Annotated in this window: 12 protein-coding genes; 8 read left to right on the forward strand and 4 right to left on the reverse strand. The window is 35.6% G+C overall.

The window, feature by feature from the left end:
* Nucleotides 1–149 precede the first annotated feature (149 nt).
* A complete protein-coding gene (locus EMN46_RS16435; RefSeq protein ID WP_154201911.1) occupies nt 150–740 on the reverse strand; it encodes an RNA polymerase sigma factor in 591 nt (196 codons plus the stop codon).
* 341 nt (nt 741–1,081) lie between these two features.
* Between EMN46_RS16435 and tgt the strand changes: the two genes are divergently transcribed.
* The 4 genes from tgt to EMN46_RS16455 all read left to right on the forward strand — a co-directional run bounded on the left by tgt (nt 1,082) and on the right by EMN46_RS16455 (nt 5,688).
* A complete protein-coding gene (tgt, locus tag EMN46_RS16440) occupies nt 1,082–2,212 on the forward strand; it encodes a tRNA guanosine(34) transglycosylase Tgt (protein ID WP_154201912.1) in 1,131 nt (376 codons plus the stop codon).
* 147 nt (nt 2,213–2,359) lie between these two features.
* A complete protein-coding gene (locus EMN46_RS16445) occupies nt 2,360–3,439 on the forward strand; it encodes an LptF/LptG family permease (RefSeq protein WP_154201913.1) in 1,080 nt (359 codons plus the stop codon).
* Nucleotides 3,440–3,819: 380 nt separating this feature from the next.
* Nucleotides 3,820–5,364, forward strand: a complete 1,545-nt coding sequence (locus EMN46_RS16450; RefSeq protein ID WP_154201914.1) for an acyl-CoA carboxylase subunit beta — start codon at nt 3,820–3,822, stop codon at nt 5,362–5,364.
* A gap of 12 nt (nt 5,365–5,376) precedes the next feature.
* On the forward strand, nt 5,377–5,688 hold the full coding sequence (locus EMN46_RS16455; protein WP_154201915.1) for a biotin/lipoyl-containing protein: 312 nt from the start codon (nt 5,377–5,379) through the stop codon (nt 5,686–5,688).
* A 79-nt stretch (nt 5,689–5,767) separates the two neighbouring features.
* Here EMN46_RS16455 and ispE read toward each other — a convergent pair whose 3' ends face one another.
* Nucleotides 5,768–6,583 carry a 4-(cytidine 5'-diphospho)-2-C-methyl-D-erythritol kinase gene (gene ispE / locus EMN46_RS16460; RefSeq protein WP_368667567.1) on the reverse strand — a complete coding sequence of 272 codons (816 nt, stop codon included), beginning with the start codon at nt 6,581–6,583 and terminating at the stop codon, nt 5,768–5,770.
* A gap of 223 nt (nt 6,584–6,806) precedes the next feature.
* Here ispE and dnaB point away from each other — a divergent pair, with 223 nt between their 5' ends.
* Together dnaB and EMN46_RS16470 are read left to right on the forward strand one after the other, a co-directional pair.
* Complete coding sequence (gene dnaB, locus EMN46_RS16465) at nt 6,807–8,336, forward strand: replicative DNA helicase (protein ID WP_154201916.1); 1,530 nt, start codon at nt 6,807–6,809, stop codon at nt 8,334–8,336.
* Between the two features lie 47 nt (nt 8,337–8,383).
* On the forward strand, nt 8,384–9,646 hold the full coding sequence (locus EMN46_RS16470) for an asparagine synthetase B (RefSeq protein ID WP_154201917.1): 1,263 nt from the start codon (nt 8,384–8,386) through the stop codon (nt 9,644–9,646).
* Nucleotides 9,647–10,161: 515 nt separating this feature from the next.
* Here EMN46_RS16470 and EMN46_RS16475 read toward each other — a convergent pair.
* Nucleotides 10,162–10,686 carry a hypothetical protein gene (locus EMN46_RS16475; RefSeq protein WP_229130400.1) on the reverse strand — a complete coding sequence of 175 codons (525 nt, stop codon included), beginning with the start codon at nt 10,684–10,686 and terminating at the stop codon, nt 10,162–10,164.
* 735 nt (nt 10,687–11,421) lie between these two features.
* Here EMN46_RS16475 and EMN46_RS16480 point away from each other — a divergent pair.
* Nucleotides 11,422–14,304 carry a hypothetical protein gene (locus EMN46_RS16480; protein ID WP_154201918.1) on the forward strand — a complete coding sequence of 961 codons (2,883 nt, stop codon included), beginning with the start codon at nt 11,422–11,424 and terminating at the stop codon, nt 14,302–14,304.
* A 181-nt stretch (nt 14,305–14,485) separates the two neighbouring features.
* Here the strand turns inward: EMN46_RS16480 and EMN46_RS16485 are convergent, their stop codons facing one another.
* Complete coding sequence (locus tag EMN46_RS16485) at nt 14,486–14,707, reverse strand: hypothetical protein (protein ID WP_154201919.1); 222 nt, start codon at nt 14,705–14,707, stop codon at nt 14,486–14,488.
* A 181-nt stretch (nt 14,708–14,888) separates the two neighbouring features.
* Between EMN46_RS16485 and EMN46_RS16490 the strand changes: the two genes are divergently transcribed.
* Nucleotides 14,889–19,343, forward strand: coding sequence for a LamG-like jellyroll fold domain-containing protein (locus EMN46_RS16490; RefSeq protein WP_154201920.1), 4,455 nt, complete (start codon nt 14,889–14,891; stop codon nt 19,341–19,343).
* Nucleotides 19,344–19,542: the final 199 nt, after the last annotated feature.

Consider the following 19,542-nt stretch of genomic DNA (forward strand, 5'->3'; position numbering starts at 1 on the left):
TTTAGTTTGGCGATTTTAGTGGTAAAAAAAAGACTTTTATTCCACATAGACAATGGGTGAGACTACTTCTCCTCATTGTCTTGAAAAATACACCTCCTTTTTTCATCTAAAATTCCATCAGTTGCATTTGTGACTTGAATCTAAGATATTTAAAATTCATCATTTTGGATATTCATAAATAAAAGTTTTCGAGCTCTAAAAAGTTGCGCTTTAATTGTCCCTATGGGAAGATTCATTTCTTTAGCAACCTCTTCGTAAGAATACTCTTTAAAATATCTTAATTCGATTAAAATACGGTATCGATCTTTAAGTTGGCTAACTTTTAATCGCATATATTTTGCATTCTGCTTGTTTATAATTTGTTGTTCTGGAGAAGGATTTTTGCTTTTAAATGTGGCTAATTCCATATTCTCATCATCTTTAGTTTCCAGCCTTATAAGGTCTTTTTTCTTTTTTCGGAAAAAATCAATACTTGTATTGGAGGCAATTCTAAACAACCAAGTACTAAAAGCATATTTACTTGAGTATTGGTTTATGTTTCGAAAAGCTTTCCCGAAACATTCAAGAGTTAAATCTTCGGCATCGGCTCTATTCTTTATGTTTTTTAGTAAAAAATAGAATATAGCATCTTTATATCTCAAGAAAAGTTTCTCAAAAGCCTTTTGATTACCTTTAAGTGCTGCTTGTACATTAAGCAAGTCTATTTTTGCGTTATCGGATAAGTTGGAATTCTGATTCATATAAGTTGCTTGTGGATGATTATAGTTTAATTAATAATGTCCCCACTTTTTTAAGTAAACAATATTATAAATGATATAAGTAGCTAAAACTAGTTTGGCATAGCTTACCAACAGTGTTTCTCTAAGATACTTTATTAAGTTGAATTTTATATTTTATGCGATAAAAACTTAAGGTTCGTTAAATATTTAGCAAAAACTTGTGTGATGAAATTTAACGTAGCCTATGTTCCACTTTTAAAAATGAGCCTTAAAGCCAATATTATTATCTATATTTGCAGACTGTTTTTAATGGGGATAGCTTTACATTTATTATTTATTTCCCCACTTTAACTGAAGTTGATATGGATTTTAAACTACACAATACTGATACCAGAACAGGCGCTAGAACAGGCGAAATTACAACTGATCATGGTAAAATTAAAACACCTATATTCATGCCTGTGGGCACGCTTGGTTCCGTAAAAGGAATACACCAACGTGAATTGAAAGAGGATATTAATGCTGAAATTATTCTAGGGAATACCTATCATTTGTATTTGCGTCCAGGTTTGGATGTGCTCGAACAAGCAGGCGGATTACATAAATTTAACGGTTGGGATAGACCCATGTTGACCGATAGTGGTGGATTTCAGGTTTTTTCATTGGCAGCAAATCGAAAGTTGACTGAAGAAGGCGCGATTTTTAGATCTCATATTGATGGTTCAAAACATATGTTTACGCCAGAAAATGTAATGGATACTCAGCGTATTATTGGTGCTGATATTATTATGGCATTCGACGAGTGTCCTTCTGGAACAGCAAGTTATGAATATGCTAAAAATTCTTTAGGACTAACTCAGCGATGGTTAGACCGATGTGTTGCTCGTTTTGATAGCACAAAAGCGAAATACGATTATTCTCAAACCTTATTCCCAATTGTTCAAGGATGTGTTTATAAGGACTTAAGGATAAAGGCTGCTGAGCATGCTGCATCGTTAAATCGTGAAGGGTATGCTATTGGAGGCTTAGCTGTTGGCGAACCTGCCGAGGATATGTATGAAATGATTGAGGTGGTTAATGAAATTTTACCTGAGGATAAGCCTCGTTATTTGATGGGCGTAGGAACGCCAATTAATATTCTAGAAGCTATTTCGCGTGGGGTTGATATGTTCGATTGCGTTATGCCAACTCGTAACGGGCGTAATGGAATGATATTTACCAGTGAAGGAACTATGAATATGAGGAATCAAAAATGGGTAAATGATTTTTCTCCACTTGACTCTAACGGAACATCTTATGTCGATAGCTTTTATTCAAAAGCATATGTTAGACATTTGATTCGTGCAAATGAATTATTGGGCGGTCAGATATGTAGTATTCATAATCTTGCCTTTTACTTGTGGTTGGTTCGCGAAGCTAGAGAAAAAATTGAAGATGGAACTTTCTACGAATGGAAGAATATTATGGTTGAAAAATTAGGTAGACGTTTATAGAATAATGTTAAAAAAGCTTGATAATGAGCTTATAAGTTTGGCGTTTGACCAAGAAGATCTAAATTGAGACTCGAAAATTGCTTTTTGTATGGTTAAAATTGATATTAATTATGATGAAAAGCTATAAATAAAAAACTGGGATAGAGAATGTTCGGAAAATTAGATTTATATATCATTCGAAAGTTTTTAGGAACTTTCTTCTTTGCAATTGTCTTGATAATCAGTATCACTATCGTTTTTGATTTTTCAGAGAAGATTGATAATTTTATTGATAAGGAAGCGCCTTTAAGGGCTGTTATATTTGATTATTACGTCAATTTTATTCCCTATTTTGCGAATCTGTTTAGCGCATTATTCACATTTATTTCGGTGATTTTCTTTACATCTAAGATGGCAGCTGATACAGAGATTATTGCCATCCTTAGTTCGGGAGTTAGTTTTAGAAGGTTAATGTTTCCTTATTTTATATCTGCTTTAATAATTGGTGTTTTTTCTTTTTTCCTAAGTAATTTTGTGATTCCACCTGCCAATGCTAAACGGCTAGATTTTACTGAAACCTATCTTAAAAAGCGTTTTGTAAGTAAAGAACGAAATATTCATCGTCAAATTGAGCCTGGCTTGTTTATTTATATGACGAATTTCGAGACATCAAGTAATATAGGTTATAAATTTACTCTTGAAAAATTTGAAGGGAAACGGCTTATCTCCAAGTTATCCTCTCGCTCCATTAAATGGAATGATGAAAAAGAAAAATGGACGTTAAAGGATTATATGATCCGAAGAATTGATGGGGATAAGGAGACCTTTGAAAAGGGCAAGTCAATAGATACGCTTTTAAATTTTAAACCCGATGAGTTTAGTCGTCGTACAGATGTTGTCGAAGCCATGGATATGATGGAACTCGATGATTTTATAGATGAACAAACTATGCGGGGTGATAGTAATATTAGTGCCTATAAAATTGAAAAATATCGTAGAATAGCAAACCCATTTTCTGCATTTATACTTACTTTAATTGGTGTATCACTGGCCTGTAGAAAAGTGAGGGGTGGTATGGGACTGCATCTTGGTATTGGACTGGGATTAAGTTTTTCGTTTATCCTTTTCATGCAGATATCAACCGTTTTTGCAACCAATGGTAGTATGAATCCTCTTTTAGCGGTTTGGCTTCCCAATATTGTCTTTTTAGTAGTTGCTATTTTTCTTTATCGGGCAGCACCTAAGTAAGCATATTCTAAATAAGATATGTTCTAGAGTAGCTTTGCCTATTGGTTTAGGTGTTGTTTTGTGACTTGCTATTCTATGTTAGAGGTGTTTGTTTTTTTTGTAGATCAAAAAACTATTAGTAACCTTGTACTGTGGAATAATATAAGATATTCGTTTTCACAATTTATTAATCATTCGAATATAACGATTAGGGTTAGCCGAAGCATGGTGAACCTTTACCTTTATTGAACAAATAGTCTGTGTTTATTTTCTTTTAAAGTAGAGAAAATGAATAGGGTTTGTATTGTGTTTATATGGGTGTAATTTAAAGTTTGGACAAACTTGAAATACAATTTAATGTATACTTTATAGTATACGGTTTTTAACTAAATGTACGTAATATGTCATTGAAACGAAACATTCTTGATCTTAGAAAGAGAAAAGAAAAAGTGCTTCAGGGTGGTGGTGAAAAAGCTATTCAGAAGCAAGTTGCAATGGGTAAATTGACTGCACGTGAGAGAATCAGATCTATTGTAGATGAAGATTCTTTTCATGAGTACGATATGTTCGTAGAGCACGAAGCCCGCGACTTTGGCATGGAGAAGAAACAACTCCAAGGTGATGGAGTTATCATTGGAACTGGAACAATTTATGGTCAACCTGTATGTCTTTTCGCACAGGATTTTACTGTAGCTGGTGGTTCTCTTGGTCTTATGCATGCACGTAAGATTACAAAAATAATGGATCATGCATTGAAGATGCGTGTCCCTTTGATTGGTATTAATGATTCGGGTGGAGCTCGTATTCAAGAAGGTGTTAATTCACTTGCTGGTTACGGTGAAATCTTTTTCCGTAATACGTTGGCATCTGGAGTTATTCCTCAATTGTCAGTTATATTAGGCCCTTGTGCTGGTGGAGCGGTTTATTCTCCTGCCCTTACCGACTTTGTGTTTGTAGTAGAAAACATTTCCAAAATGTTTATTACCGGTCCTGAGGTAATAAAAACTGTTTTAGGTGAAGAAATAAGTATGGAAGAACTTGGTGGTGCGAAAGTACACAGCGAGATTACCGGTAATGCTCATTTCTACGCTTTAAACGAACTTGAATGCTTTGAGCAAATCAAGAAACTACTTACATTTATTCCATGGCACAATGGAAAGAAAGCACGTCCTTTCCCTCCAAAACCACCTAAGGCTGAATATAAGATTGAAGAAATTGTTCCTCTTGATTCAACTCAACCTTACGATATCCGTAACGTAATTAGAGCAATTAGTGATGATTCTGACTTCTTTGAAGTTATGGAAGGATTCGCACGTAATATTGTTATTGGTTTCGGTAGAATGAATGGTGAAACTGTTGGTTTTGTTGCTAATCAACCACTAGTACTTGCTGGTGTTCTTGATTGTGACTCTTCTGATAAAGCTGCACGATTTATTCGTTACTGTGATGCCTTTAGTATTCCTTTGGTTACTATTGAAGATATGCCAGGTTATTTACCAGGTGTTGATCAAGAGCATGCGGGTGTTATTCGTCATGGTGCGAAAATTCTTTATGCATACAGTGAAGCTACTGTGCCTAAAATTACTGTAATTGTTCGTAAGGCGTATGGTGGAGGTTATATTGCTATGAATTCTCGTCATATGAAAGCTGACTTTATGTTTGCTTGGCCTACGGCCGAAATTGCTGTAATGGGACCAGAAGGAGCTGCTAACATTATCTTTAGAAAAGAGATTATGGCTGCAGAAGATCCTGATGCTATGCGTAAGGAAAAAGTAGCTGAATATAAAGCTAAATTTGCTAACCCTTATGTAGCTGCAGCTAAAGGTTATATTGACTCAGTAATTGAGCCTGTAGAGACTCGGAAAATGTTATTGCACGCTCTTGAGATATCTATGAATAAAGTTGATGGAAGACCAAGTAAGAAACATGGTATTCCTCCATTTTAAATCGAACTTACTATGAGTGAATTTAAAGAGTTCAATGTTGAAGGAACGATCTATAAAACAGAGGTTCCTGACTATGTTGCTAATAGAAAAAAGTGGGAAAGACCAAATCCGAACCACATTAAATCTTTTATTCCAGGAACGATTGTTGAAATTTTCGTAAAAAAAGGACAGAAAGTTAAAGAAGGTGAATGCCTTATGATTCTTCAAGCAATGAAGATGAAAAATAAAATTCTGATGCCTTTCGATGGAGTAATAGAGAAAATAAATGTAGCAGTTGAAGAAAAAGTACCTAATCGTACGGTTATGGTTGAGCTTAAAGCTTAATTACTTTTCTTTTAACGAAGTATATAAAGGCTGTTCTTTTAATTAAGAACAGCCTTTTTGCTTTGAATGAATTGTTGATTTATAATTGTTTTTTCCAGCAAAAATGCTTCTCCCATTGAGGAAGAATGTTGGGTTGGTCTTTAAAAATTCCAAACAGACTAGAACCACTACCAGACATGGCGGCATAAATAGCACCCTGTGCGTAAAGTTCTTCTTTTGTCTCCTTTAATAAAGGATGCTTTGGGAAAATACTATCTTCAAAATCATTTTTAATTGATGTTTTCCAAGTTTCAATGGGCTGTTTAATCAGTTCTTTTAAAGATACCTCTGGTTTATGAGGTTTAATGTTGGCGTAGGCTTCAGCTGTGCTGATATGAATATTGGGTTTAATAAGAAGAAGATGGTAGCCTGAAAGATTCAAATCAATGGTATTTAAATTTTCACCTTTCTCAATTGCAAATGCAGGTTTGTTTTCGATAAAAAAAGCACAATCGCTTCCCAGCGTTTTTACTTCATTTTTCATTTCTTCGGTGCTCATTCCCAAATTAAATTTTTTGTTCAGAAGTTTAATCATGTAGGCAGCGTTGGCCGATCCACCACCAAGTCCAGCGCCGAAGGGTATACTTTTGTGAAGGTGTATATTCTGAGATGGAAAATCATATTTTGCTCTGATAAGCTCGTATGCTTTTACGACGATATTATCTTTGGCTTCTATGTTTATGGGAATTCCTGAAGCCGAGAAAATATATGGATTAGCAGATTTAGAATCAGCTATTTCGATGGCATCGCGCATATCAATAGGAAAAAAGACTGTTTCGATATTGTGAAAGCCATCATTTCTTTTTTCAACAATATTTAAACCGATATTTATTTTTGCATTCGAGTAGATAAGCACAAGCTAGAAGATTTTGTTAATAACTATTGTTGACAAAAATACAGCTTTTATATAAATTTGGAATTCAAAGGCTATATTTTTATTTTCTATAAGTATCTTTGTCATCTGTAAAATGAAGTCACTTTAATAATTTGAATTTAAACAGTAATCGTTAAGTTGTTTATTTTCATTTGTATGGATAAATTATTTATCTCAATTAGTTGAATATTCTTTAGAAATAGGCATGGCAGAATCAAAAAAATATCCTCCAAAACAAAAAAAGAATCAGTTGTCAGAACATGGACAGGTTCCACCTCAAGCTATTGAGCTAGAAGAGGCGGTTTTGGGTGCCATCATGTTGGAGAAAAATGCCATTATTGATGTGGGAGATTTATTGAAAGCTGATAGCTTTTATAAACCTGCTCATCAGAAAATATATAAGGCTATAATGAGTCTTTCCTCAAAGGAAGAACCTATTGATATTCTTACTGTTGTTGAGGAATTGAAGCGTCAAGGTGATTTGGAAAGTTGTGGAGGACCATTTTATGTTTCTCAATTAACTTCAAAAGTTGCTGGTGCGGCCCATATTGAGCATCATGCTCGTATTATTGCTCAAAAATATATTCAGCGCGAATTAATTCGTGTTTCATCCGAAATTCAGAGTTCAGCTTTCGACGAAAGTATTGATGTGGCAGATTTGTTGGATCAAGCACAACAGGATGTTTTTGATATTGCAGAAGGTAATATCAAAAAAGAATCGTCACATATTCGTCCTTTGGCCGATGAAGTTATTAATCAGATTCTTGAGGCAGGGAAACGTGAGGATGGTTTGAGTGGTGTCCCTTCGGGTTTTACTGCACTTGACAGGATTACATCGGGTTGGCAAAAGTCTGACTTGGTCATTATTGCAGCTCGTCCATCTATGGGTAAAACGGCTTTTGTTTTATCAATGACTAGAAATATGGCCATTGATCACAAAGCGCCTATTGCTATTTTTTCGCTTGAGATGGGTGCCGACCAGTTGGTGAAACGTATGATCTCTTCTGAAACAGAATTGGGATCAGAAAAATTAAGAAGTGGTCACCTTGAGGCATTCGAATGGGAAATTTTACACAATAAAATTAAAGATTTAGTTGAAGCACCAATTTTTGTGGATGATACACCGGGTTTATCCATTTACGAATTGAGATCAAAATGTCGTCGATTAAAAGCCAAACACGATATTAGTTGTATTATTATTGACTACTTGCAGTTGATGACAGCAGGTTCTGACATGAGAGGTAATCGAGAGCAGGAGGTTTCGTTGATTTCGCGTCAGCTTAAAATTATTGCTAAGGAGTTAAATATTCCAGTCATAGCCCTTTCTCAGTTGAATCGTGGAGTTGAGCAACGTACCGGTGATGCAAAAAAACCGATGCTGTCTGACCTTCGTGAATCTGGAGCCATTGAGCAGGATGCGGATATGGTGTTGTTTATTCATAGACCAGAGCGTTATGGATTGACAGAAGATGCAGAAGGAAACTCTTTGATTGGTATTGCCGAAATTATAATTGCCAAACATCGTAATGGTGCCGTTGGTGAGATTCAGTTACGATTCCGAAATCAGTTGGCTAAATTTATGGATCTTGAGGGTGAGAGTCCAGATGCCTTGGTTACTGGCGATGCAGCTGCACAAACTTTTGGTTCTAGTATGAATCAGGAGCCTGTTGGATTTGATGATCCTAATGCTGGTTTGCATGGTGGAGGAGATTTTAACGATGCGCCGCCTTTTTAGATTTAATTGATAGAGAATAAATCACAACTAATTTAATATTTGCGTTTATGAGTTTTACAAAGAGAGTTATCTGTTTCTTTATATTTCTTTATGCGCTACCGTCTTTTTCTGCAAGTATACTTGTTCCTATGGATGATGTGCAGAAGAATCATCTCAAATCATACGGAATCGCTTTTTGGGTATTGCAACAGGATAAAGATATTCATTGGTTATTGAATTACCGTGGAGGCAGTTTTCTTTTGCCCTTTAGTCCAGAAATAAAATCGGAATGTCAAATTCGTGGTGTCAGCTTTGAAGTGCTCAGTGACGCGCAATCGGGACTTATATTTGATGAGATAGCACGACCTGAAGTTAATATGGACGCTGTTAAACTTCAAAAACCACCCCGCATGGCAGTTTATTCGCCTAAAGGAAAAAAACCTTGGGATGATGCAGTTACTTTAGCCTTATCGTATGCTGAAATACCCTATGAGCTTATTTATGACGACGAAGTGATGCAGGGCGACTTGTCGAAGTATGATTGGTTGCATTTACACCATGAAGATTTTACGGGTCAATCTGGAAAATTCTATACCAGCTATCATAACTTTAAATGGTATAAGGATGGCGTTAAAGAAAACCTTGAAAGAGCCAATCTGTATGGTTTTTCTAAAATTTCTGATTTGAAATTGGCTGTTAGCCAAAAAATTAAAGCTTTTGTAGAAGCTGGTGGATTCTTGTTTGCCATGTGCTCTGCAACGGATACGTTTGACATTGCATTGGCAGCAGAACATGCCGATATTTGTTCTCAGGAGTTCGATGGTGATCCTATGGATAAAAATGCTCAGGAAGAACTTGATTTTAGCCAGACTTTTGCCTTCCAAAATTTCACCCTAGAAACGAATCCGTCGGTTTATGAATTTTCGAATATCGATGTGACTCAAACGCGTAAATTAAGGCAAGACGAAGATTACTTCACCCTTTTCGATTTTTCTGCCAAGTGGGATCCTATACCTAGTATGCTGTGTCAGAATCATAATAACTTGATTAAAGGATTTATGGGGCAAACGACAGCCTTTAATTCGGACTACATTAAACCCAATGTGTTGATAATGGGCGAGAATAAAGCTGCAGGAGAAGCGCGATATATTCATGGAACTTTTGGAAAAGGAACGTGGACATTCTATGGCGGACACGATCCAGAAGATTACCAACATTTGGTTGGCGATCCACCTACCGACTTAAACCTAAAAAAGAATTCTGCAGGATACCGATTAATCCTAAATAATGTTTTGTTTCCAGCTGCTAAAAAGAAAAAACGAAAGACTTGATTCTATACTGAGACGTTGATGAGTGTGATGAGCATTAAGCGGAGTCAAAATGTTGATGCGCTGTTCTGAGCCAAGTCGAAGGATGTTGTTTCGATAGATGTTGGGATCATAATTCCTAATTCTTTGTGTTTTGATAGTATGACTTAGAAGAGCGCCATTTGCCTATTGCCTAACTAATGGAGTCGAAGCGTGATGGGATAAAAAAGATAAAAGGCCAAGCTTTTAAGCTCAGCCTTTATACACCAGTATGTGATTCCCAAATTGCTCAATATATTGTTAACCATTCGCAAATTTATTGACCTTAGCTACTTCACTATTCTTTAGAATTGTTTACGAAACTTTTGGTATCACTTGGTGCCATGAATTTGGTATGTGGCCAAATTCAAGTTTTTTATTCATGTAAATGTATAGTTTGTTTGTGTTATGACAATATTTATTTTGTTAATAAATATTAATGAGTTGAGCCCTTCGGTGGGTTTTATTTTCCCCCTATGGCGCTTGCTAATGTCCGGTTTTTATTCGATTATGAGTTTTTCGATGGCGATATAATTTTGTTTTTGTTGGTGGTACTTCACAAAGTTTTCCGTCGACCCAAACAAACCTAACAGTTGATAACGTTTCAATTTTGTGGGCTTTAATGATATGGCTGTGTGGTACGACGACCAAGGATAATCTGTGGCATTGTTTGTAAACCCATGATGAACCGGATTGTTATGAATATAGCAAATCAGAGTCTGAAAATAACTTTCTGAATCGACAAGTATACGTTTGAAAGGACTTTCGAATAAACTCCCATGGCGTTTGGTTTGTTTATTGAAGGCTTGCGCATAAGAATTAAACAAATGTGAGAATTGGTTGGATGGTTTATATTTTTTGTAAACCCCGTCGGTGGCTTTTTGTCCCGACTGTGGTGTCAACTTAAAAGACGATTCGTTTTTTGAAGGCATATGTCCGATTTCTTCCTCTTCCTTAACACGTACTAGCAAATGAAAGTGGTTTCCCAGAAGGCACCAGGCGTAAGTATCGACAACGACTTCCATATATTTATCGTACAAGCGTAGGAAATGTTCATAGTTATCATTGTTGCGAAATAGTGTTATTCAGAGTTTTACCGCATATTTCTCCATTAATTCCCCGATTATAAATATGATAGAACTTTCCATATTCCAAGGGTGTGATAAATCGCATTTTATTGAAGTATAAGTTTCAATTAATTTAAACATTTTAACACTTAAAACCAATATTTTATTTTTATAACCACCATCGGTGTTTTTTTTTACTGCCCATCGGCGGGTTTTATTTCCCCCCCTATGGCACTTGTTAAATACCGATGGCATTTATTAATACCAAATTAAAACCAGAAACGGGGTTTTCAACCACCGTTCGGGTTCTTTTATTTCCAATGGAGCTTATTAAAACATCCGATGTCGTATTTGTTTATATTTTGGTGTTTAATAGATTGTCATAAATATTAATATTTTGTTGTATGTATTGTTTCTTTGTTGATAAAAGGATATTTCACGTACATGAGTGGATGTTTTCTAAGTTTTTATTTAGAATCTGTGTAAACATAATATTTAACGTGTTTGTTTTAAGATGGTGGGTTTAAAAAAGCTATAATTGATTATTTAATTAACAAATTATTTTTTTGACTTGATTAATATGTTAAAGCCTTAAGAATTGTGCTTCCACATTATGCTATTTTATGAGTATTTTTGTTACTTTTAAGTTCGTATCTCTTTATTTTACAAGTAGTTCATGAAATTGAAATCTATATGAAACATTTCTACATACAATTCTCTTTACTAATTCTCTTACTTACTCTGAGTGGTTCTGTCTTGGGGGAGAATTACTCTGGAGATTATAATCCCAAAGGGGATGTGACTGTTGATTCTAAATGTGTTGTTGGGGGTAATATGACAATGTCTGGAGAGCATAAATTGAAAGTCAAGGAAAATGGCATTCTGATTGTGTATGGTAATTTAACTATGTCTTCAGAAGGTGAATTGAAAATTGATAAAAATGGCATGCTGATTGTTTTTGGCACGCTTATTATGGGAAAAAAGGTGGACGTTACTATTGATGAAAAGCATGGAAATACTGGTTATTTAATTGCTGAAAATATCTATGTTCCAGATCAAAAAAAGGCCGATTTTAAAAAAGGAGATGATTCTAATGTATATATCGATATTGTAACTGATGATTTTAGTAGTACGTTACCAACTGTACTTCAGGATGGTGGGCATAGTGTAATCAGTGCACTTGAAGCCAAAGCTCCAGATGTTTGGGATGTTTATGCTAATGCGGCCGAAGTTGTCGTAACTATTGCTCCAATAGCAGACGTAGTAGACAATGCATCAACAACAACTGTATGCACTAGAGTTTCGTCTAGTATGGATGATGTTGAAGAACGTGATGGTGAGATCTCAGCAAGTAGTTCTGACATAGAATTAGTAAAAGATGATGGAAGAGATCAAATTATTGGATTAAGATACACAAGCTTAGGCATTCCTTCAGGAGCAACAATATCCAATGCTTTTATACAATTTACAACGGACGAAATAAGTACTGGGACTTGCAGCTTAACCATTGTGGGTGAAGATATTGATAATTCACCTGTTTTTACAAGAACAAATAATGATGTTTCTAACAGAACTGCTACTACTGCTTCTGTTAATTGGTCTCCACCTAACTGGACCATTGTTGGTGAAAGTGGAGCAAATCAAAAAACTCCTGATTTAACAACTATTATTCAAGAAATTATTAATCGACCTGGCTATTCCTTTGGAAATTCAATTAGCTTAATTATTACGGGTATGGGAGAAAGAACTGCAGAGTCTTTTGATGGATCTTCTTCTTCAGCAGCACAGCTTTGCGTTACTTATACATCCAGCACAGCAGCTACTTGCGAAAGTATAGCAAGTAGTATAAATGTTGTTGAAGAAAATGGAAACGATGGTACCATCTCAACAAGTAGTTCTGACATAGAATTAGTAAATGATGGTAGCAGAGGGGATCAAATTATTGGATTAAGATACACAAGCTTAGGCATTCCTTCAGGAGTAACAATATCTAATGCTTTTTTACAATTTACAACGGACGAAATAAATACTGGGGCTTGCAGCTTAACCATTGTGGGTGAAGATATTGGTAATTCACCTGCTTTTACAACAACAATTAATGATGTTTCTAAGAGAACTGCTACTACTGCTTCTGTTAATTGGTCTCCACCTAAGTGGACCATTGTTGGTGAAAGTGGAGCAAATCAAAAAACTCCTGATTTAACAACTATTATTCAAGAAATTATTAATCGACCTGGCTATTCCTCTGGAAATTCAATTAGCTTAATTATTACAGGAACGGGAGAAAGAACTGCAGAAATAGATCCAAGTCTTTGCGTAGAATATCTAAATACTCCCTCTGTAGAAACGCTAGATACCGATGGTGATGGTATCATTGATTCAGATGATTTAGACGATGATAATGATGGTATTTTAGATGTTGATGAATATCGTCAAGTACAAGCTGATCCTTTTTCTGTTGTGAATGGTAATAGTGAAGTTTTTGAACTTCCTTCTGCAAGTGAAGGTTTTACAATTGACATAACTTCGTTGGATAATAGCTTTAATATGATTATTAATGGGGTTAAACTTGTGCCGGGTGAACTTCAATTTCAAAGAAATGCAATTGATGATACCGATTCTTTTGTGCGTTTCGAATCGGATAATGCTGATTTTGGATATTCAGGTGTTTCTCAAGTATATAATTTAAATACCTCTAAAGATCCATCAATAATTTCAGTGCAAATTACGATAGATGCTACTGGCAATATTTCTTTTAAAGGTATTCGAACACCAACTTCAGAATTAGAAAATTTGATCATAGATTCTTCATACCCTCAGTTTAATACAATTACATGGAATGCTACAGGTACAAATACTGTCCAGATTAGCCAAAAAGTAGATGGCCCAACCTATTTATATGCAACAGGCTCAGGTATAAGTCGTCTTAATGATACCGATAATGATGGTATAGCTGATTCAAAAGATACAGATAGTGATAATGATGGTTGTCCAGATGCAACAGAAGGAGCAAACAAACTAGCAACAACAGGTACATTAACTGGTGGTAGTAATGGTGGAAGTTCAGGTAATTTAGGAACTGTATCAAATGATAATGGAATTCCATTGCCATTAGGCACTGTAAATGGAACTGAGACTACAGGTCAAGCTAGAACAGCTGCAGTAGCTACTAGCGAAACAGTAACAATTGTATCTATAACAGCAAATACAACATTACCTATTTGTGAAGGTACTGATATATCTTTTACAGCAAATGCTAGTGGTTTCAGAGTTACCGATTTTGGTTCAACTGGTGCCATAACTGATGATACAACAATGTTTTTAGATGCAGATGGAACAGTCACGTCAGGAGATACAAGTGATGATTTAATATATAATTGGTATCTTAATTCTAATACTGTAAGTATTGCAAATACAAGGACACTTTCATTATCAGCGGTTACCAATGCTATGAATGGTAATAAATATAGAGTAGAAGTATCTGGTCCAAATATTAGTAGTTGTCCTGTAGAAGAAATGGTTACTTTAAGTGTCAGTCCAACCCCAAAGCCAATAGGCGTTTTCTTCGATGAGTAGAATAATTCATTTGTATTCTAATGAGTTGAACAAGGGGGTGTTCCCAATAAAAAAATATAGAATTAAAAGCCTGAGGTAATTTATCTTAGGCTTTTTTATGATATGTTGGTAGCTTAATAATTAAGTTTGGTAATCAAGGACGTAAAAGTGTTACTTTTTATACTGCCTATAAAGATGGTGTTTATATAGGGAGTTCGGTCACTGGTAATGGTGGAGATATAAGCATTACCATCCCAACAATAAGTTTTGTAATTGGTGATAATACAATCAATTTTAGTGCAACTAATGGTTCTTGCGAAGTAAGCCTTACTAATTCTGCAACCGTTGTGATTAACCCAATACCAAAACCCATCGGCATATTTTTTGAATAAATAAGAGGATCGTTGTGAGGTAGAATTTTCATTAATTTTTAACTTTTAATGACAGATAGCAGTTGTAAACTCATTGGTATTCTTGTTGTGTATGGGGTGTTGTGTTAATTAAAAGTACTTTAAATTCTGCTTTTTATATACTAGTTTATTGTGTTCATAATTACTACTTTTGAAACCGATTTATTTGTCCTTTTAAAATTCTGAAATTATTATATGATGCAAATTTCTACCCATAATATATTCATAAAATTCTGTTTACTAATATTCCTTCTTTCCCTGAGTGGTTCTGTCTTGGGGCAGGATGAGCTTGCTGGCAATTTTGAAATGCCTATTTACACGAACATTAGTTGGGCTGAAACGCCTATTTCCGTGAATTCGTCTGACTATTTTTTAGCAGCAAAAAAGAATGAAGATCCTAATTTGAAGACAGTCTCTTCAGGTAGTTGGATTGATGGTTCTAGTTGGTATAGTGGGACAAGTCCAAGTACTATAGTATCTGTTGATAAGAAAAATTTCATTACCGTTGTTGCTGGTCACAAAATAGTTTTGGGAACAGATGAGGAAGATCAAAGTCTTACTATAAGTTCAGGAACTTTGGCTGTAGAAGGTACATTCGTTATTCATGGAAATCTTTTTTTAGAAGAAGATGCTAATTTAGAAATAGGAGAAAATGGGATACTTATTGTCTTCGGGAGCGTTCAGAGTACGAAGAAAGTAGAGGTCCTGGCAAATGGAGTTTTTATTGTTCAAGATAACTTTGAAGTTGTACCAGGAACAGGAAATGGAGGTGGAGGAGCAAGCTTTGAAAGTGTTGACGACTTGGCTCAAGTTTATATTGGGGGAACGGTTACCGTACCAGATAAATTTGATATGTCAGTATTAGAAGATAATGATAGTCCTCATACTGATTCTGGCGCTAATTATGGATCTTTAATAGATTTACAATCGGAAGGTGACGTTTCTTATTTATATGATGAATACTTTCAAGTTTATGCGGTAATTACTGCCAAAGCCTTCGCCATATCTTGTTCCGGAGCTAATGATGGCGTTATTCAATTTTACGAAACAACACCGGCCATAGATTCTGGTTTTGATTTTAGTATCGATGGTGGAGTCCATTGGCAAACTTCAAGCATATTTACAGGTTTATCCCAAGGAGATTATAATTTAAGAATTAGAGAAACGGGTGGCGGCATAAACTCCGCCGATTATCCTTTAAGTGTAGGAAATGCTTCATCACCTACTATAAGCGAAAGCTCAATAACCAATGAAAATTGTGGAGAAGTAGACGGAAGTATTGATGTAACAGTTGCTGGAGGACGAAGAGGTAGTATGCAGACTAATGGTTTTACAGGTATGGCTGATTTACAAGCTAGTTTTTTATCTAGTTTAAATGCATTTACCATGGAAGGATGTATGAAAATGAACGCTGATCGTAGTGCCTACTCTTCGGGTAAAAAGAAAGTAAGCTTTTTTGGACAGAATAACGTAATTGAATTTGGAATTAATGCAGGTAATATTTCTTGTTGGACTGCTAAAGGAGAAACGGTAACTAGTGCACTTTCAAATTATCCTGATGATCAAAAATGGCATCATGTGGCAGTGGTAGGTTCGGGAACCAGCTTAACGCTTTATGTTGATGGTGAAATTATTGGAACTAAAACTCAGAGTATTAATCCCTCTACTTACGGAAGTGATGAAACGTACAATGTTAAGATAGGAGCAGGCGTTTGGAATGCAGATGAGCAAGATCCATTTAATGGCTTTTTTGCTGATGTCCGTTTTTGGAGCGATGCCCGAACTACAACTGAGATACAGACTAACATGAATAAAACTTTGAATGGTGATGAGGATAATTTAATCGCTGTTTATAAGATGGATACACCTCCTGATGATGATAGTTATGTTTATGGAATTGGAACAGGGGCAACTGTTGGGATTTTAAATAGTGGCGCCAGTTTGGTTAGTACAGATCCCGTCTACATTTATTCATGGACAGGTCCTGATTCCTTTGTTTCTACAGATGAAGATCTGACTGATTTATCTGCTGGAACTTATGAGTTAACCGTTACTGATTTAAATGGATGTTCTGTCAGTGAATCTTTCAATGTGGGCGTGGATGATACAACAGCTCCAGTTTTCGAAAATACTCAAGAGGATATGAGCGTGAATGCTTCCGATATTTCTTGTGGTCAAATGGTCACTTTCGATTATCCTATCGCTACTGATAAATGTAGTGCTTTTGAAGGTAGTATAGATGGGTATACCTATTTAGGTGTGTTCAATGAACATACATATTATTACTCTAGTGCAAGTGTTTCTATTTCTACGGCTATGCAAAATGCCATTGATGAGGGGGGAAACCTACTTGCTATTAATAGTCAGGAAGAAAATGATTTTATTAACAATCAGGTAGGTGAAATTTGGATTGGTATTAACGATTTAGCAGAAGAAAATACTTTTGTTTGGACTAATGGCGAGACTGTTGATTACACAAATTGGAATAGTGGAGAACCCAATAATTCAAGTGATGAAGATTATGTAGAGATGCTTACTAGCGGATTGTGGAACGATTTTAACGACACCCATTCATTACGCTATGTTATCGAGTTTCAGCCCTGTTATGTTGTTCAAACTGCAGGTTTAACTTCAGGTTCTACTTTCCCTGTAGGTACAACAAAAAATACTTACGAGGCGACGGATAATGCAGGAAATACAGCTACCTATAGTTTCAATGTTGAGGTAACTGATGTGACAGCTCCAGAAATATCTGCTTTAACAGCTTATTATTATGATGGGATAGATTTTGATACCTTAAAAGAAGAAATTGAAGTTGATGGCGATCTGAATTATTCATGGAGTAGTGGAGCTCCAGAATCCTCTCTGGTGGGTACCGATTATTTTTCGGTTCGATTTAAGGGAACTGTTCAGGCCGATAAAGCTGGAACTTATACTTTTTATACGACTTCTGACGATGGGGTTCGTCTATGGGTAAATGGTGATGAAATTATAAATAATTGGACAGATCATGCATCAACGGTTAATACGGGTACAATTACTTTAAGTGCAGGACAAACAATACCCATCGTTCTCGAATATTATGAGAAAGGTGGGCAAGCTGTTATTAAACTAGAATGGAAGGATCCTGATGGGAATCGAGAGTATGTCGAAAATGAGGGGATTGGTGCTTGTAGCGATATAACTATTGATATAAGCGATACGGGGTCTTATACGCTTACTGCTGATGAGGCAGATCCGGGTTATACCGATGCTTGTGGAATAGATACTCGCGTGCTTAGTAAAACGGATTTTACTTGTGATGATATTGGTGAGAATGCGGTAACACTTACCGTTACCGATGTAAATGGAAATTCTTCAGAATGTAACTTTAATGTGATTGTTGTAGGCAATGTCGATGCCAGTGTTAGTTTGTCATCAGATACAGGAACAGATAATCAATTGCTTTGTATAAATACCGGCATAACAAATATTACTTATACTGTAACAAATGAAACTGGTGTTACGGTAAGTGGATTACCAGCAGGTGTAAGTGGAGAGTATGATGGTGGAACGTTTACCTTAAGTGGAACGCCAAGTGAATCTGGTGCTTTTCTATATTCAGTAATTGCAAGTGGGGTTTGTGAAAGCGATACCATTACGGGTACCATTATTGTAAGAGCATTGCCTGTAACGCCATCGATTATTGTAAGTGCTGAAGATGGATCGATTAATTCGGATAACACGGTTTGTGCGGGCAATACAACCACCATAAGTGTCGATTCTACCCATTTTACTGATTATTCAATGCACTTTGATGGTGTTGATGATTATCTTGCGGTAAGTACTGATAGTATTCTTAATTATCATGCTGACTTATCTTTAGAGAGAACGGTGATGCTTTGGTTTAAACCTGAAGATATTACCAGTCGACAAGTTCTTTATAAAGAAGGAAATTCATCTGCAGGCTTTGTTATTTACATTAAATCAGATACTATTTATGCTTATGGTATAACGAGTGGAGTTTGGTCTGTAACCAATGCGGTGCTTACCGCTCCTGATCAATGGTATCATTTTGCCTATACTTGGAATCATGCAAGTCAGCTTTGTAAAGCTTACCTGAATGGGAATTTAGTTGATACGCTTACTGAAGCTAAAATATTTGGAAAGAACCAAACTGGTAATTCAATAGCAGGCGGATCTAATGTACATTTCCCAGATGTTGATTATAAATATGAAAATGATGCTCCAATAAAATATTACTTTAAAGGGAATATAGATAATTTTAAACTTTGGACTTCCGAACTGAGCCAAGACCAAATTATATTAGAATTAAGTGCTGTAAATGCATTGGTTTCTGACGTTGTTCTCGATTACAATTTTGATGATTACAACGATAGAAATTCCTCATCGGTGGCTAATTCAGGTTCTGCTGGATCTGCTTATATTCGTGGACCTGTTGATAAGTCTTCTATTGATGGACCTGTTTATGAATCTTCTATTGTGTGGGACGATCCAAAGAATTCTACTACTTTTAGTATTAATGTGAATCCTACCGAAACAACCACTTATACTGCAACAGTGAGTAATGATGATGGTTGTGATAGATCAGTAAATGTGGAGCTTATAGTAAATCCAATACCCAAACCCATTGGTATATTTTTCGAATAAATAAGAGGATCGTTGTGAGATAGAATTTACATCAATTTTTCAACACCTAATGATAGATAGTACCTGTAACCTTAATATAATCTTATTGGTTGTGTGTTTATCATGCTGATCGTAAAGTGTTTGCATCGCTATCTATAAAACATATTTTATATGTTAGTATTTTATTCCGAAATTATTTACTTTTGAATCAATTGGTTTG

The sequence above is a fragment of the Ancylomarina sp. 16SWW S1-10-2 genome, from assembly GCF_009669305.1.
Taxonomy (GTDB): Bacteria; Bacteroidota; Bacteroidia; order Bacteroidales; family Marinifilaceae; genus Ancylomarina.

Excerpts from the sequence above, each read along its gene's own strand:
- EMN46_RS16490 (WP_154201920.1), top strand. The coding sequence starts at position 14,889 with ATGATGCAAATTTCTACCCATAATATATTCATAAAATTCTGTTTACTA.
- EMN46_RS16455 (WP_154201915.1), top strand. The coding sequence starts at position 5,377 with ATGAGTGAATTTAAAGAGTTCAATGTTGAAGGAACGATCTATAAAACA.
- tgt (WP_154201912.1), top strand. The coding sequence starts at position 1,082 with ATGGATTTTAAACTACACAATACTGATACCAGAACAGGCGCTAGAACA.
- EMN46_RS16450 (WP_154201914.1), top strand. The coding sequence starts at position 3,820 with ATGTCATTGAAACGAAACATTCTTGATCTTAGAAAGAGAAAAGAAAAA.
- EMN46_RS16475 (WP_229130400.1), bottom strand. The coding sequence starts at position 10,686 with ATGGAAGTCGTTGTCGATACTTACGCCTGGTGCCTTCTGGGAAACCAC.
- EMN46_RS16480 (WP_154201918.1), top strand. The coding sequence starts at position 11,422 with ATGAAACATTTCTACATACAATTCTCTTTACTAATTCTCTTACTTACT.
- EMN46_RS16445 (WP_154201913.1), top strand. The coding sequence starts at position 2,360 with ATGTTCGGAAAATTAGATTTATATATCATTCGAAAGTTTTTAGGAACT.
- EMN46_RS16470 (WP_154201917.1), top strand. The coding sequence starts at position 8,384 with ATGAGTTTTACAAAGAGAGTTATCTGTTTCTTTATATTTCTTTATGCG.
- dnaB (WP_154201916.1), top strand. The coding sequence starts at position 6,807 with ATGGCAGAATCAAAAAAATATCCTCCAAAACAAAAAAAGAATCAGTTG.
- EMN46_RS16435 (WP_154201911.1), bottom strand. The coding sequence starts at position 740 with ATGAATCAGAATTCCAACTTATCCGATAACGCAAAAATAGACTTGCTT.
- EMN46_RS16485 (WP_154201919.1), bottom strand. The coding sequence starts at position 14,707 with ATGAAAATTCTACCTCACAACGATCCTCTTATTTATTCAAAAAATATG.